The 15,047-nt window shown below is 38.1% G+C and carries 16 protein-coding genes; 2 read left to right on the forward strand and 14 right to left on the reverse strand.

Translation table 11 applies throughout. The features are described 5' to 3' along the window. Nucleotides 1–303: 303 nt before the first annotated feature. The 8 genes from F4V44_RS24785 to fdhF form a co-directional block, all read right to left on the reverse strand. A complete protein-coding gene (locus F4V44_RS24785; protein WP_223882031.1) occupies nucleotides 304–1,326 on the reverse strand; it encodes an NAD-dependent epimerase/dehydratase family protein in 1,023 nt (340 codons plus the stop codon). A gap of 77 nt (nucleotides 1,327–1,403) precedes the next feature. Continuing rightward, the gene (locus F4V44_RS24790; RefSeq protein ID WP_223882032.1) at nucleotides 1,404–2,483 is read right to left on the reverse strand and encodes a glycosyltransferase; all 1,080 of its coding nucleotides are present in this window, start codon (nucleotides 2,481–2,483) and stop codon (nucleotides 1,404–1,406) included. Nucleotides 2,484–2,513: 30 nt separating this feature from the next. Further along, entirely contained in the window at nucleotides 2,514–2,975 is a 462-nt protein-coding gene (locus F4V44_RS24795; RefSeq protein ID WP_150442688.1) for an NUDIX hydrolase, read from the reverse strand. A 385-nt stretch (nucleotides 2,976–3,360) separates the two neighbouring features. Then, nucleotides 3,361–4,155 carry a formate dehydrogenase accessory sulfurtransferase FdhD gene (gene fdhD / locus F4V44_RS24800; RefSeq protein ID WP_150442689.1) on the reverse strand — a complete coding sequence of 265 codons (795 nt, stop codon included), beginning with the start codon at nucleotides 4,153–4,155 and terminating at the stop codon, nucleotides 3,361–3,363. A 43-nt stretch (nucleotides 4,156–4,198) separates the two neighbouring features. Beyond that, on the reverse strand, nucleotides 4,199–4,330 hold the full coding sequence (locus F4V44_RS28210) for a hypothetical protein (RefSeq protein ID WP_263406685.1): 132 nt from the start codon (nucleotides 4,328–4,330) through the stop codon (nucleotides 4,199–4,201). 21 nt (nucleotides 4,331–4,351) lie between these two features. Then, entirely contained in the window at nucleotides 4,352–4,564 is a 213-nt protein-coding gene (locus F4V44_RS24805) for a heavy-metal-associated domain-containing protein (protein ID WP_191090853.1), read from the reverse strand. A 14-nt stretch (nucleotides 4,565–4,578) separates the two neighbouring features. Continuing rightward, a complete protein-coding gene (locus F4V44_RS24810) occupies nucleotides 4,579–5,076 on the reverse strand; it encodes a DUF1641 domain-containing protein (RefSeq protein ID WP_150442691.1) in 498 nt (165 codons plus the stop codon). Continuing rightward, nucleotides 5,051–8,026, reverse strand: a complete 2,976-nt coding sequence (fdhF, locus tag F4V44_RS24815; protein ID WP_150442692.1) for a formate dehydrogenase subunit alpha — start codon at nucleotides 8,024–8,026, stop codon at nucleotides 5,051–5,053. The genes F4V44_RS24810 and fdhF overlap by 26 nt, the downstream gene beginning before the upstream one ends. 99 nt (nucleotides 8,027–8,125) lie before the next feature. On the opposite strand from fdhF, the gene F4V44_RS24820 reads away from it, so the two are divergent. Then, complete coding sequence (locus F4V44_RS24820) at nucleotides 8,126–8,344, forward strand: GntR family transcriptional regulator (protein WP_150442693.1); 219 nt, start codon at nucleotides 8,126–8,128, stop codon at nucleotides 8,342–8,344. Between the two features lie 73 nt (nucleotides 8,345–8,417). On the opposite strand, the gene F4V44_RS24825 is transcribed toward F4V44_RS24820, so the two are convergent. From F4V44_RS24825 to F4V44_RS24835, 3 genes are all read right to left on the reverse strand, one after another. Beyond that, a complete protein-coding gene (locus F4V44_RS24825; RefSeq protein ID WP_150442694.1) occupies nucleotides 8,418–9,377 on the reverse strand; it encodes an aldolase catalytic domain-containing protein in 960 nt (319 codons plus the stop codon). Nucleotides 9,378–9,582: 205 nt separating this feature from the next. Further along, entirely contained in the window at nucleotides 9,583–10,596 is a 1,014-nt protein-coding gene (locus F4V44_RS24830) for a DUF3231 family protein (protein WP_191090854.1), read from the reverse strand. Nucleotides 10,597–10,730: 134 nt separating this feature from the next. After that, nucleotides 10,731–11,603: a TetR/AcrR family transcriptional regulator gene (locus F4V44_RS24835; RefSeq protein ID WP_150442696.1), complete on the reverse strand. Its 873-nt coding sequence runs from the start codon at nucleotides 11,601–11,603 to the stop codon at nucleotides 10,731–10,733. A 160-nt stretch (nucleotides 11,604–11,763) separates the two neighbouring features. Between F4V44_RS24835 and F4V44_RS24840 the strand changes: the two genes are divergently transcribed. Further along, nucleotides 11,764–13,272 (forward strand): MDR family MFS transporter, encoded by a 1,509-nt coding sequence (locus F4V44_RS24840; protein WP_150442697.1) that lies wholly within the window; start codon nucleotides 11,764–11,766, stop codon nucleotides 13,270–13,272. A gap of 57 nt (nucleotides 13,273–13,329) precedes the next feature. On the opposite strand, the gene F4V44_RS24845 is transcribed toward F4V44_RS24840, so the two are convergent. From F4V44_RS24845 to F4V44_RS28055, 3 genes are all read right to left on the reverse strand, one after another. Continuing rightward, complete coding sequence (locus F4V44_RS24845; RefSeq protein WP_150442698.1) at nucleotides 13,330–14,229, reverse strand: NAD(P)-dependent oxidoreductase; 900 nt, start codon at nucleotides 14,227–14,229, stop codon at nucleotides 13,330–13,332. 28 nt (nucleotides 14,230–14,257) lie between these two features. Further along, the gene (locus tag F4V44_RS24850; protein ID WP_150442699.1) at nucleotides 14,258–14,698 is read right to left on the reverse strand and encodes a DMT family transporter; all 441 of its coding nucleotides are present in this window, start codon (nucleotides 14,696–14,698) and stop codon (nucleotides 14,258–14,260) included. A gap of 156 nt (nucleotides 14,699–14,854) precedes the next feature. Beyond that, the coding region (locus F4V44_RS28055) for a hypothetical protein (RefSeq protein WP_223882033.1) at nucleotides 14,855–15,047 on the reverse strand (193 nt) is incomplete at its 5' end.

The following is a 15,047-nucleotide window of genomic DNA, read 5'->3' on the forward strand; positions in this document are numbered from 1 at the left end:
GTGTTGAACAAATGTTTACTATTTTCGCACATGGTTTGAAAATAGGTATACAACCGATGGCCTTTTTTGATCCAAATCTGTTGAGTGGAATAAGTACTTAATTTATCCTTATTTTCCATTTTCTCACCTCCTTTGCTTCTATTATACCAAACATATGTTCTCTATTCAAATTGTGTGAAAAATAAAATTAAATCTTTTCTTAAAACCGCCCATTCACCTCACCGCTTAATTTTCTAACGAAAATTTGAAGCGGGAGTCCTCTGGACATAAATGATAGAATCTCAAACCTTTATTGGATATCCTCTAATTTTTCTTAGATATCTGGTAATACTCTTTATACCAGCGAATAAAACGCTTAATCCCCTCTTCTGCAGTCACGATTGGTGAATAATTAATATCATTCTCTAATTCTTCTATATCTGCGAAGGTTTCCTGTACATCTCCTGGCTGCATAGGGAGATATTTTTTTACCGCCTTCTTACCAAGCTCTTCTTCTATCAGCTCAATAAAATAGTTGAGTCGAAGGGGGGCATTATGTCCTATATTATAAATTTTATAAGGTACTCTAGTATTCTTTGGGGGACCTTTCTTGATTAACCGATAGATTGACTCTACAACATCATCAATATAAGTAAAGTCTCTTTTCATATTTCCATTGTTATAGACTTCAATCGGCTGATTATTTATGATAGCATCAGTAAAAGTAAATAGCGCCATATCCGGCCTTCCCCAAGGTCCATACACAGTAAATAATCGTAGTCCAGTTGACGGAATTTTATATATGGAGCTGTAGGAATATGCAAGTAGCTCATTAGCTCTTTTCGTAGCAGCATAAATACTAATTGGACGATCCACACGGTCATCCTCCGAAAATGGAATTTTTCTATTGTCTCCATAGACAGAGCTGGATGATGCATAAATAAAATGGTTAACTTTATACTTTTTACAGCATTCTAAGGTATTCGTAAAACCTGCAAGATTTGATTGAATATAGGATTCAGGATGTTCCAAACTATATCTTACACCTGCTTGGGCAGCTAAATTAACAACCATGTCTATTTTATTTTGGGAAAAAATATAATCTAGCAATTCAAGGTTTTCGATAGACCCTTTTATAAACTGGAAATTTTGATGCTTCACTAGCCTATTTAAACGATCGTTTTTTAGGTTCAAATCGTAATAGTCGTTCATATTATCAATCCCAATTACCTGAAAGTCTTCATCTAACAATCGCTTAGACAGATGGAAACCAATAAATCCCGCGCAGCCGGTGACAAAGATCTTCTTTTTGCCTGTGAAAATTTCTAACATATCGCTTCTCAGCATGGTATTCCTCACCACCACATGTTATTTTTCAGATTCATAAACGCTTCGTAACATTCCTTATGATTCCATTCTTTTTCTTACTTCTTCTTTTCGATTAATCGATATAATCTTTGTTGTTCTAGGATTTGTTTATTGGTGTCAAACTTCTCTTCAATTACCTTTCTTGCTTTCTTCGTATACTTTTCCCAAACCTCTGGGTGATTAAGAAAATAGCTCATTCCTTCCGCTAATTTCTTTGCATCTTTCTCAGGAGCAAGATATCCCGTCTTTTTATGCTCGATTAATTCTGGAATTCCTCCATGAAAAGTAGATATAACTGGTAAACCGCTTGCCATCGCTTCCTTTAATGCATTTGGAATTCCTTCTACATCACCGTCTTTACCTGTTTCGCTGGCCAGACAGAAGAGATGAGCTTTTGTTAGTTCCTTAGCAATTTGCTTTGAGTCCATGGCTCCTCTTAGAAAAACACGGTCTTTCAATCCTAGTTTGTGGATTTGACTTTTAATCTTATCTTTATCCTCACCTGTTCCAATAATATGAAGAGTTGCCCGCGGGTACTTTTGCTGTATCAGTTGAAACGCATTGATAAGTGTAAGGAACCCCTTTTTCTCGACAAGCCTTGCTACTGAAAGGATTCTAATTTCTCCTTCTTCCGGCAGAAAACGTTTCACATATGGGTACAGATTTAAATCAAGACCCCCATATAGGACATGGATTTTATCTTTAGGGAATCCTAATTTTTTTAATTCCTCTGCAAGAAACTGACAAACAGCAAAGTAACCGGAGCCTTTATTCATTAATGTTTTATATCGTTCCTTATTTCTACGATATCTATCTTCTGTCCGTGTAGAAGAATCACGTCCCCGGAAATGAACAATCAACGGAATGTTATACTTTAAAGCTGTCGGCAAAATCTCAAGCGAATGTTTTCCTTGATGGGCGTGTATCGCTGCTACTTGATGTTTTTTAAAAAAACTGTCAAGGTCTTTCATTTCGTTGATATTGTAGAAATGTTCAAACTTATATTGCACGTTTTTGCTGTTCGAAAATGGTCCGACCACAATCGTCCGATACTCTTTCACTCCAATAATCTGATTGTACATAAACCCCTGATTGATCTTTAAAGGTTCGCCGATATAAAAAACAATCGTCTTCACACTTTTTCTTCCTTTCCTCTCAAACTTATATTAACGATTCACGAGTGATTCTTTTATTTGATACTTTTGCAAAATAGATTGATCTCGTACACATAAATCTTCAGGCAAAAATGACCAATGAAAAAATTCAGCCTTTTGTGTTTCCATTCCATCAGGTGTTAGGAAGCCGCCTTTTATGTCTTTCGTTACATAAACAAGTGTTACAGGAAAATATTCATCACCATTTGATAGCTTGGTTAAAAAGTCTTTTCCTGAAATGACCCCGATTAATTCCAGATTATCTATAATTAAACCTGTTTCCTCCCAAATCTCTCTCCTTCCAGCTTCCTCTGCTGATTCTCCTAATTCAATAAAACCACCAGGTAATTTCCACCCTTTATCAGATTCGACCATAAGCAAGCGATTCTCTTGATCCAAAACAACTACGACTACACCGGTTAAGATTAAAGCTCTAGTTCCGATAAGTTCTCTTAACTCTTCAATGTACCCCACTCTCACGCCTCCCTTCACAAGAAAGCTCTTTCTGCTCTACTAGCTCTTTTTTTACTCTTAATATGTTACATTACATGCAAAAAAAGCCGAATGGAATGAGACAATCGGCTAAATGTCAGGTTAAGTTCCTGTTAAGCTTTTTTAAATTATTTCTAAATTTTATTATTAAAGCGTTTACAAGTGTAACAATATGTAATCTCTAAATATAAAAAAAAGCACCTCTTTTAGGAGATGCTAAAAAAAACTATTGCGCTTCAAAAGCAAAGGTGTCAGGCACCACAATATCGAATCTAGTATCCTTTTGCCTAATATAGCAAATAGATATAGATTAGTTGTGGATGCCTGACACCTCACAGGACAATCCCTGTCACAAGAAACAAGCACCTTAATGAAAATAGACTCTTTCTAGTCCAGTGTATACATTTAGTGACTCATTGCGAATAAATCCAATCGTTGTGATTCCGAGTTGTTCGGCAAGGTTTAGCGCAAGTTCAGTAGGCGCTGATTTAGACATCACAATTTCACAGCCAATTTTTGAAGCCTTCAATAAGATTTCAGCCGAAATTCTTCCGCTAAAAGCTAATATTTTATCTTCAAGTGGAATCCTGTTTCTTAGGCAATGTCCAAATAATTTATCCAAAGCATTATGCCTTCCGATGTCCATTCTTGACAGTAACACATGTCCATTTTGACAAAGTGCCGCATTATGGACACCGCCCGTTTTTTGAAATAGAGTAGATAATTGCTGCATTTCTTTCATTAAAGAAAAACACTCTTCGGAAGACACTCTGATTCGTATAATTTCCATTTTTCTTGCAGTTAACGCATCATTGATGAAGACAAAACCTTGTCTGCCTCCACCACAGCAGGATGTGATATATCGTTTCCCTTGGAAGCTTTGATAATACGGGTTTGTTCGCTTTGTTTTTACATGGGCAATTCCAGTTTTCTCAGCAATCCACAGATTTTCGATATCGGCATTTTGTCGAATGATCCCTTCTGAAGCAAGAAAACCAATCACCAAGTCCTCGATATAATCAGGTGAACATACAATCGTAGCAAATTCGGTGCCATTGATTTTTATTGTTAGGGGGTGCTCTGTTACCACACTGTCTTCGAATTTTTCAATGCCGCCTTTACCTAAACGGAGAACTTCCCTCCTTACCTCAATCGGCTCCACCTTTTTACACCTCATTTCTCTACTTATACCTGCTCATATAAGCTTATTCATCAAAGGAGTGATTTTTCCTGTCATCCCGGCAATTTTCACAAATATGAAGCGTCACTGCTTGTAAGGTTTCTTCCGTATGTTCCAGTAAACCTTCCTTTGTTCCGCAAATCTCACATAAATGCATTTCATCACCTCTCTTCACAGATCACTCACTGACAATATGGAAGCCTGATTCTATAATTGCCTGTTCAAAGTCTTGCTCTGATGCCATTCGTTCATCAAATATAAATGAAACAATCTTCTGTGCAGGACTCGCTTTAGCATTTGTTATACCCCAGACATCCTGTACAGCTTGTGTAATTTTTTCAGCATCCTCCTGACTATCAAGATTACTGATTTGAAGAGTTCGTTCTTTCACCCCAAACACCATCCTTACTTGTTGTTCACTTTACTGCGTAAGAAAGCGGAACCCATGCCTTCAAGGAAATCAAACATAGAAGTCATGACCGTACGAATTTCAGGTTTGCTTAGCCTTTTTCTCATTTTCCATAAACTTTCCTTTTCACCATTTTCAACTGTTTGGGACATTTTCTCGATTCCCTGTCTCACACCTTTTAATACCGTTTCCAGCTGTGACGGTTTTATAGTCCCTAGAAATTTAAAAATCCCAAATCCTGATTTAATCATGTTGTGCACAGCCGGTTGATTGATTTGCTGCATCGCAATGGCACCCACCTCATCACTCTTTTTGAGCAATGCTCCGCCCGTTTCAAACACCTTTAAATCATGCATTCCTTTAACGAATTCAATGCAGGAAAGTACTGCTTCCTTATTCTCTGCAAGTGCTTTTAATATTTCATTCAAATCTTGTGCTTGTTTATCCGCTTGGTTAGGTTCTTCCCATCTAATTTGCCTGATCGCTTTCGCCATAAAAACCCTCCATCAGATTCTCTACTTCAGAAATTGGTATATAGTCTGAACGCTGCCACTTTTCCTCAACCTTCACACTGATTTGTGGTGTCCGATTTCCAAACCGGTGATTATGCTTTGGAAGCGGAGGCTCACCCGTAGACTCAATGACTTCCATTTTCACACCCATCTCCTTGTACGCTGGAGTATGAGTAACGATGTCATGATAACTGCTCGTTAAACGATTGACTGCTTCCAAATCCTCTGCAGAGTTCATCGCCAAATAGAGTTCATTTCCCTTCACTCTGTCTGTTACCATAACCCTTACTTCTACATGTCCATATGGAGAAGTTAAACCGACAAGTGCACCATCCTCTAGACCGCGCTCTTTAGCTAGTTCGAGAGAAATTTCAAGCCATGGATGCGGAACTTTATGCGTTAAGCCTTCTGATTTATAAGTCATATTTCCTTCATGGAAATGCTCTAAAAGACGACCATTATTTAAATGAAGATCATAATCTTCACCAGGCTCAAACGGCTCCGTCCATTCTACCGGCACAAGTCTCGCCTTTCCATCCTGGAAGGCAAATTTATCTTTAAATAAGAGCGGAGTATCAGTTCCATCTGCTTTAACAGGCCACACTTGGGATGTGAAACCTTTCAGTCTTTCATAGCTGACACCGGCAAAGATTGGTGTCAGCTTTGCTGCTTCATCCATAATTTCTGAAGGATGCTGATAATTCCAATTTGCACCCATTTTGTTGGCTAATTCTTGAAAAATAACCCAGTCGGGCTTTGATTCACCTAGAGGTTCAAATACCTTATAGAACCTTTGAATCCTTCTTTCTGTATTGGTAAAAGTTCCGTCCTTTTCAAGGCTTGGAGCAGCTGGTAATACAACATCAGCATATTGAGCTGTTTTACTGAAAAAGATATCCTGAACAACAAAAAAATCTAGTTTTTCGAAGTTTGAATGAACATAATTAGAATTTGCGTCTACAATAGCCATATCCTCGCCAAAAAGATACAGAGCCTTTAACTTACCCTTACTAATGCCTTCAACCATATGATGGTTATCATGACCCGGAACATCAGATAGTTTAACTCCCCAAGCCTCTTCATACTTTTTGCGGATATCCTGATCCTGAACAGGCTCATATCCAGGCATCCATGCCGGCATCGTACCAAAATCACAAGCGCCCTGTACGTTATTATGACCCCTTAATGGATAAGCTCCTGTACCAGTACGGCCATAATTACCTGTAACCAGCAAGAGGTTTGAAATTGCCGTACTGGTGTCGGTTGCTCCCATATGCTGAGTTACACCCATTGCCCACAGCATACAAACTGACTTTGCTTTTTTTATCATGTTCGCAAATTGTAATAGTTGTTCCATAGATAGACCCGTTTTTTCCACAGCATATTCAAGTGTAAACTTCGCCAAGGAAGCCTTATATTCCTGAAGCCCATTAACCCGGTTAGAAAGGAATTCAGAATCCTCCCATCCCTGGTCTAAGAAATATTTTGTAATCGCGTTTAGATAAATAATATCTGTACCCGGCTTTGGATGAAGATGGAGGTCAGCTCGTTGAGCCAGTTCATTTTCTCTTAAATCCACTACAATTAATTTTTGACCATGAAGCTTGTGGGCTCTTTTAATACGAGTAGCTAGAACAGGATGCGATTCAGCTGGATTTGCACCAATAATGATAATCAGCTCGGATGCCATGATATCTTCCATTGTCCCGGAATCACCCCCAATTCCGACAGTTCTCATTAGTCCTGAAGTGGCAGGTGATTGGCAGTATCTTGAACAATTATCCACATTATTGGTTCCCATTACTGCACGCACAAATTTCTGGAATAAATAGTTCTCCTCATTTGAACATTTTGAGGAAGCAATATATCCAATTGAATCCGGTCCATATTCATTTTTGATACTTGTTAGTTTATCTGCTATTAGCGAAAGTGCCTCATCCCACGTTGCTTCGACAAATTCCTCGCCTTTTCGGATAAGTGGCTTTGTTAAACGCTCTTCACTGTTGACAAAATCCCAGCCCCATTTTCCTTTCACACAGGTCGAAATGCCATTCACCGGAGCTTCAGGTGTTGGTTCAATCTTCAATATTTCACGATCCTTTGTCCAAACCTCGAAGCTGCAGCCAACACCACAATACGTACAAACCGTCTTTGTCCGCTTTATTTTTGCTTCTCTCATAGCTGCTTCCATTTCAGATATGGCTAATATTTCCCGATAACCAGGTTCTACTTCTTTTATCGTATCAATCATAGGACCCATAATTTTCGGCGGGATAGCTGTTAAAAAGCCGGCATTTCCAAGCATTGATTTTTCCATTAATGCGTTACAAGGGCAAACACTTACACAATGTCCACAAGAGACACAGGATGATTGATCAATCGGTACATCATTGTCCCAAATGACACGTGGTACATCTCGGCTCCAGTCAATTGACAATGTTTCATTCACTTGTAAATCCTGGCATGCTTCCACACAACGTCCACATAAAATACACTGATCCGGCTCATATCGGTAAAAGGGATGTGAATTATCAGGAGGGTAAGGCTTTGCCCGAAAAGGATATTTCTGATGTGCCAATCCCATTTCCATTACGGTATTATGGACTGTGCAATTCCCGTTATTGTTATCACAAACCGTACAATAGAGTTCATGATTTTTTAGAATCCTAGACATGGCCTCGTATTGTGCAGCCTTTACCTCTGGGGCTTTTGTATCAACCTTTATTCCTGGCTCTGCTTGTTGAGTACAGGATCTTACCAATTGACCGTTCACCATGACATAGCATGTATCACATGTTTGAATGGTTCCTAGATTTGGATGATAGCAAACTCCTGGGATAAATACATCCTCTTCTCTGGCTACTTCTAAAATCCTTTGTCCTGTCTTTGCAGGGTATTCCTTGCCATTGATATGTATCGAAAAATCACTCATTCCCTTTCCTCCTCAATCCATCAGCAGAAACCCATTAAATTCTCTTATAATATTTACTTTACTGGTAAAATTATTTATAAAAAATAAAAGGAGAAAACGATGGATAAAAATCAACTGCTTAACCGTGTTCAGTCCATGATTCAATCATCAACAAAAAAACCTAAATATATGACCATCTCTACTGTGAAGGTCGCAGATTTATTTGGAGTGAAACCAGAAGAAGTTAAAAAGGGCCTGCAAGAGCTTGTAGCAGAGGGGGCATTAATACAATCCAAGCTGGATAGTCCTCCCCATCATGATATTTTTTTACTGCCATAAAAAAACTGCACCCTTTTGAGGTGCAGTTCAATAATAAAAGCACCTCTTTTTTAGAGGTGCTTTTAAATTAAAGTTATCGTGCTGAAGGTGCTACACTAGCTTCTGGTGATGTTACTTTATCATAAAATTGTACAAATTTATCACGATCATCGCTATCTCGGTAGGCCATTGCCACGCGAGGATGTTCATTCAGTGATCCGGAAATCATATAAGGAATGATATAGCCCCACTCCCACTTTTCACGCATAGCAAGCATATGTTTTTCAATGATTCCAAGTACAGGTTTAATTTCATAGCTTGATTTTTGAATATAGCTGACAAGAAGCTCAGTATTACAGTTACCGGCTGCACGGCCCATTCCATAAACAGATGAATCAAGGAAGGTAACTCCATTTCTCATAGCTGTAATGGTATTAGCAAACGCTAGTTGCATGTTGTTATGTGTATGCACCCCAAGCTGCTTGTTTGGAAGCATCGTTTGGAATTTCTTCACTTGATGCTCAATATCAGCTGGATCCAAGCTTCCAAATGAGTCAACGATGTAGACAACGTCTACTGGACTTTCCTTCACCATTTCAAAGGCTTCAATTAGTTGGCGCTCAGGAACACTTGATAATGCCATAATATTCAAGGAAGTTTCATACCCTAAATCATGGAACATTTGCACAAGTTCTAAACCTTTATCCACTTCACGAATATAGCAGGCTACACGAATCATATCTAAAATACTTTCCTCACGTGGAAGAATATCATTTGGATCAACACGACCAATATCAACAAGTGCTGAAAGTTTTGTGAACTTTTTCTCTGGAATGATTTCTTTCAGGAATTTATCATCAAGAAATCTCCAAGGATTTGGCTCAGTAGCATTTAAAAGTCTAGCAGAGTTTTTATAGCCAATTTCCATATATTCCACTCCGGCAGCACTTAAACCATTATACAAGTCTTGTACAAATTCAACACTGAAATCCCAATTATTTACTAATCCTCCATCGCGAATCGTACAATCTATTATTTTATTACGAATTTCCATAAAATAATTCCCCCTGTTTCAACACATTTACTGATATTTTTACATTATTTTCGAAAAATACTTATTATGTTTATACCATTCTTTTCTTGAAAGTGCAAATTATTTTCCGAAAATTCCAATTGACAGGAAATTTATTCCTACTAGATATCCCTTATGGTTAGTGATTAGTTTCTAATAAATGGCTAGGACTAGCCACGCAGCTTCTTTATTTTACCCTTAGACTTTTTGATAAAGCCCTGCGGTCACTTGCAGTCGGCGGCTCTTCCAGCCATTTCTTATCAATCATCAGGTTCGCTCCATCTTCAGCATATCTTAAGAGTTCAGCTGTAAGTGTTACATATTTAAGAGCAAGATCTCTTCTTGATGTAACACTAAGAGCTGTACCATAATAAGCAATCGCAAGCTGGGTTGACAGCTGTACTTGATACATCATGAATTTGTCCGAAAAAGGTGATGTTGTAGAGTTTGTGACTAGAGATTGCCAGGATATAGGGGAATTCAGTTTTTCTTCACGGAAAATCGAATCGAATGCTTCAATGTGCTTATCTGAAATTTCCCTTCCTCTATTTATGTATTGACGTACCTTCTCAGATTGAGCAACCTGACTAAACCCAACCTTCAATGCAACATGTAAATTCATTTTGTTCATATTAAAGGTAATATCACCGATTTCCATTGCCGTTAGCGGACGCCGCTTGCCAAGCCATCCGGTTAAAAAACTTTGCTGGTTGACAAAATCAACGGACTTCGGCGGTGTAATAACTGGCGGCCGCGAAAAAAGGCCTTTTGTCAGCAGCGTATCAATCGTTTTATCAAATAGATGAGTGACTTCCCTATTACATTCTGTGTAATAGGTCCTTATATCCAATCGAATAGATGTACTAAGTGAAAGGGCATATCCAGTAATCCCCTGCAGAGTCATAATATACATATAGTGAAGGTAAAAAGGATCTTGAAAAAGACGTGGAGCATGGATATCCACATCCTCTTGTGTAAAACCATGAGGAATTGGATAGTCTTCTCCTTTTAATAACTCTTGAATTTTTTGGACATGCTTTTCAGAATACTCTAACGCAAGATTATATATGTCGATAATATCTTCATCTTCTAAGTGTTCCAGTGCATATTTAATAAAGCAAATAGACATCGTGTCAAATAAGTATTGTGTCCAAAGACTTGAAATTTCAGGAGCTGTAAGCTTAATGCTATCCTTTCCCATCATCTGCCTCCTCTAGCTGATGTTCTTTAGAATTTCCAGTAACATTTGTTACTATTCAAAGCCAGCTATACAATAGAAAATGGCGTATAAACTGCCCCAGTTGATAACGCCATTTTTGTATATAAATTATTTACCTAAATGGTTCGCAAATAATACCAAACCAAATTTGTAAATTGAACAACTTGCGATTCAATGGCTGTTTCTTTAAATAATTTTTGGAATGGTTTTAATAAGTGTTGAAGCACAACCTTGCGTATTCGTTCCTGTTTTAATTCATTCATAATGGCATCAAATAAATCCTGCTGCTCCTCATTAAAGGAATACTGCTGTTTCAGATGATCACCTAATTCCACCAACTCTGATGTCGTCACTATTTTTTTATTTACATTCGCACTTAATAGATCTATTGCAGAATAATTAACCATAGCACTGCCTCTTTTCATCATAAAAGGCATAATCAATTCAATATAGGATAAAATCACATCTACTACATGCTGTAATGAATACGTACTATTCGTTACTCTTAATGTAAACAGCATATATTGCAGCATACCGTAAAACAAAACCGATCCTTCAAAAGCATAATCCCTTATTTCTTCTCCCATCACTTCAATGAAGCGATTAGTTAGCCATTCCATTTCAAACACCCGATGCTGCATGACTAGTTTTTTTAAATCGGTTTCATTCGAGGATAAAATGGCCTCAAATAACGGTTGTACATTTCGTTCCTCGTTTAATCGAAGCAGTATAGAAATTTGTTCTATGAAAACATCACGATCCTTCGTATCCTTGCCGATTTGAATAGCTATTCGCTGCTGGCTTGCATCATAACGAAGAAATTCTAGAATATCGGCAATACAATCATTTTTAGACGAGAAATAATTATAAAAAGTCCCTTTTGAGATATTTGCCTTTTCGATAATTTCCTGAATGGAGGTTTGCTGAATCCCCTTCTCAACAAACAGCTTTAATGCCATGTCAGCTACTTTTCTTTTTCTATTATTCATGTATCTTTGCCGTCCTCTCACAATGCTATATAAATCTAGTATAAGTTTCGAATACTAAAAACTCAACTATGTTTATACTTGTGGTATAAAAATATTGCACAAATTGAACTATGGGTATAAAATAAATCAAGTGAAAAATAAATATAGAGGGATGAGAAGGATGGATTCAACTTTACAAAATAAAAAAACGCCCTATGTAATGATTGTTATTTTATTTATAGGAGCTTTTGTTTCATTTTTAAATAACTCCTTATTAAACGTCGCACTGCCGTCTATTATGGTTGATTTAAATATTCCGGACTACTCAACTGTACAATGGCTCGCTACAGGATATATGCTTGTCAGCGGTGTATTAATTCCGGCATCAGCTTTTTTACTCACTCGCTTTTCGAACCGTAATTTATTCATTACTTCGATAGCGATTTTTACAGCAGGTACGGCATTGGCTGCCTTTGCACCAAACTTTGCCATCCTGTTGATAGGACGTATGATTCAAGCAGCAGGCTCTTCGGTTATGGGACCATTGTTAATGAACATTATGTTAATCAGCTTCCCACGTGAAAAACGTGGGGCCGCAATGGGTATTTTCGGGTTAGTTATGATTACAGCACCGGCAATCGGACCTACGTTATCAGGTTATATTGTAGAGTACCATGACTGGCGTCTTCTTTTTGAAATGATTCTTCCATTGGCTATAATTAGTCTTATCTTAGCGATTTGGAAGTCAGAAAATGTGATGGAGCAGAACAAACAGGCGACACTTGATTATTTATCAGTCGTTTTATCCTGTATCGGTTTTGGAGGCATCTTATATGGATGCAGCTCTGCCAGCGCAGATGGCTGGACAGATGGAATGGTCTTAACCACATTAATAGTGGGAGGAATTGCTTTAGTTGCCTTCATCATTCGTCAAGTAAACATGGAAAAACCATTGTTAGATTTACGTGCTTACAAGTATCCAATGTTTGCGCTTGGATCGATTATTTCCATTGTAAACTCAATCGCCATGTTTTCCGGTATGATTTTAACCCCTGCATATGTCCAAAATGTTCGAGGCATTTCACCGCTTGATTCAGGTCTTATGATGTTACCTGGTGCGGTTATTATGGGAATCATGTCCCCGATTACTGGTAAACTATTTGATCGATTTGGTCCACGCATTTTAGCACTCATCGGACTAACGGTAACAGCAATATCTACTTACATGCTGGCACACCTTCAAATTGATTCTAGCTATGCCCATATTATTTGGATTTACACATTACGTATGTTCGGAATGTCAATGGTTATGATGCCAATAATGACAAATGGGTTAAACCAGCTGCCAACTCGTTTAAATCCACACGGCACAGCCATTAACAATACAGCCCAACAAGTAGCAGGTTCCATTGGTACAGCTGTTTTAGTAACGATTATGAACTCTGTTACAAAAACTGAAGCGACAAGCTTAATGTCAAGCGTAGACCCAACAACCTTAACGGAGGCTACAACTGCTGCGTTAACACAGCAGGCATTACTAGCGGGAATTCAATATTCCTTCTATGTAACATTTATCGTTAACATCGTTGCTCTAGTATTAGCCCTGTTTGTTAAACGTGTTGATACAAGTGCGGAAGCAGTAAGTAAAATTGAAAATTCAAATACTGCACCTAGTGCTGTAATGAAATAGAAAGTAAAAAAAGCCGTTAAAACATTATCAACTGTTTTAACGGTCTTTTTTTCTTACTTAGACTTCTTCTTTTACCTTAGTAACAGCAATTCCTGCCCATTCTTCATAGCACTTTATAACGGCACTCATATCTTCTTCTCCAAATCCCTTTGCTTTAGCCATTTGAAAAATTTCCTTTCCAACTCCAAGCATCGGTGTAGGAATTTCTAATTCCTTTGCTACATCTGCAGCAAGACCAAGATCCTTATGTAAAAGCTGCGCCATAAAATGAGGGGTAAAATCGCGGTTCATCACCTTTTCGGCCTTATTTTCCACCATGGCGCTTCTAGCTCCCCCGCCACTGACAACCTTCACAAAGATTTCTGGATCAATCCCAGCTTTAGCTGCCATTGTCATTGCCTCGGAGAAAGCTAATAGATTAATAGCAGCCAAGGAATTATTCGCTAACTTTGTGTAGGAACCCTTCCCGTGCTCTCCCATATAATAGGCGTTTTTGCCCATTATATTGAATAACGGAAGACATGTTTCATAAATTTCTTGTTTCCCGCCAACCATAAAGGTTAAAATCCCTTCAATGGCCTGTGGTTCACTGCCCGTTACAGGAGCATCAAGCATCTCCACCTTAACCTTTGCAAGCTCTGCAGCCACCTTTTTACTTGTCTTCGGTGAAATGGTGCTAGAATCAACAACAATTAAGCCCGGTTTTGCTCCATCAATAACGCCGTCCTCACCTAAAATCATTTCCTCAACAGCGGCATCTGCCGTTAGCATTGTGAAGATGATGTCACTTTGCTCAGCTACTTCTTTCGGAGAATGGGCAACAATAGCACCCTCCTGCTCTAAAGCATTCATTTTTTCAATTGTGCGATTAAAAATCATCAACTCATAACCATTTTTCAAAATATGACGAGCCATTGGATGTCCCATCGTACCTAGTCCGATAAAACCAATTTTCATGTTTTGTCCTCCTCTTACAAAGTTTTTATTATTTTTTCATATATAAATATAATGAAAATAACAGTAATACAATCGCGATTAACTTTTGCTTATCAATAGGAAAACGCTGTCCTCCAAAAAAGCCATAATGATCAATGACTGCGCCAAGAATGATTTGACCAACAATCACAGCCATCAAAGAAGCAGAAACTCCAATTTTGGGAACAACAATAACCTGCACGACTACATAGAAAGCTCCCAATAAACCGCCGATTAATTGCCATTTAGGTACCTGTGAAATGTTCGAAATATTACCATTTCCGAAAAATAATAGAATAAATAATAATACCAATGTACCAATGGAAAAACTGATAAAGGAACCTTCAATAACTCCAACCTTTTTCCCCAGTCCTCCATTGACCTGGCCCTGTGTTGCTAGTGCCATTCCGCCAATCAATGCAAGAAGCGGAAAAATAAGCTTTACCAACATCTGTCTGTACTCCTTTTCCTCATTTATTTTATTTGAAAACCAATCACCCATTTATTCTATAAAGCTAGTAAATGAATGTGTTACTATACGTATAATAGACCAAAAGATTATTTATGTACTCATCCAATTGGCTTAATCTACATTAAGCCAATCTATTTAAAATCTTAAAATATGCAGCGGTACTGCAACTATTAAGATAATCCATGAACCTCCCCCACCTAACCATGCGGTTTGAGGAGGGGGTTTCTTGTCTAAGAAATAGACGAGTCGAAACGAAGCAATGCTTCTAGTGTCAGCAACACCTCCAACCTGACTATCCTCTGACAGATAAGAGTGTTCACCCTTATCT

It is taken from the genome of Niallia endozanthoxylica, from assembly GCF_008710145.1.
In the GTDB taxonomy this organism is placed as follows: Bacteria; Bacillota; Bacilli; order Bacillales; family Cytobacillaceae; genus Bacillus_BD; species Bacillus_BD endozanthoxylica.

Excerpts from the sequence above, each read along its gene's own strand:
- F4V44_RS24785 (WP_223882031.1), bottom strand. The coding sequence starts at position 1,326 with ATGCTGAGAAGCGATATGTTAGAAATTTTCACAGGCAAAAAGAAGATC.
- F4V44_RS28210 (WP_263406685.1), bottom strand. The coding sequence starts at position 4,330 with ATGCATTTATGTGAGATTTGCGGAACAAAGGAAGGTTTACTGGAACAT.
- F4V44_RS24810 (WP_150442691.1), bottom strand. The coding sequence starts at position 5,076 with ATGGCGAAAGCGATCAGGCAAATTAGATGGGAAGAACCTAACCAAGCG.
- fdhF (WP_150442692.1), bottom strand. The coding sequence starts at position 8,026 with ATGAGTGATTTTTCGATACATATCAATGGCAAGGAATACCCTGCAAAG.
- F4V44_RS24820 (WP_150442693.1), top strand. The coding sequence starts at position 8,126 with ATGGATAAAAATCAACTGCTTAACCGTGTTCAGTCCATGATTCAATCA.
- F4V44_RS24825 (WP_150442694.1), bottom strand. The coding sequence starts at position 9,377 with ATGGAAATTCGTAATAAAATAATAGATTGTACGATTCGCGATGGAGGA.
- F4V44_RS24830 (WP_191090854.1), bottom strand. The coding sequence starts at position 10,596 with ATGGGAAAGGATAGCATTAAGCTTACAGCTCCTGAAATTTCAAGTCTT.
- F4V44_RS24835 (WP_150442696.1), bottom strand. The coding sequence starts at position 11,603 with ATGAATAATAGAAAAAGAAAAGTAGCTGACATGGCATTAAAGCTGTTT.
- F4V44_RS24840 (WP_150442697.1), top strand. The coding sequence starts at position 11,764 with ATGGATTCAACTTTACAAAATAAAAAAACGCCCTATGTAATGATTGTT.
- F4V44_RS24845 (WP_150442698.1), bottom strand. The coding sequence starts at position 14,229 with ATGAAAATTGGTTTTATCGGACTAGGTACGATGGGACATCCAATGGCT.
- F4V44_RS24850 (WP_150442699.1), bottom strand. The coding sequence starts at position 14,698 with ATGTTGGTAAAGCTTATTTTTCCGCTTCTTGCATTGATTGGCGGAATG.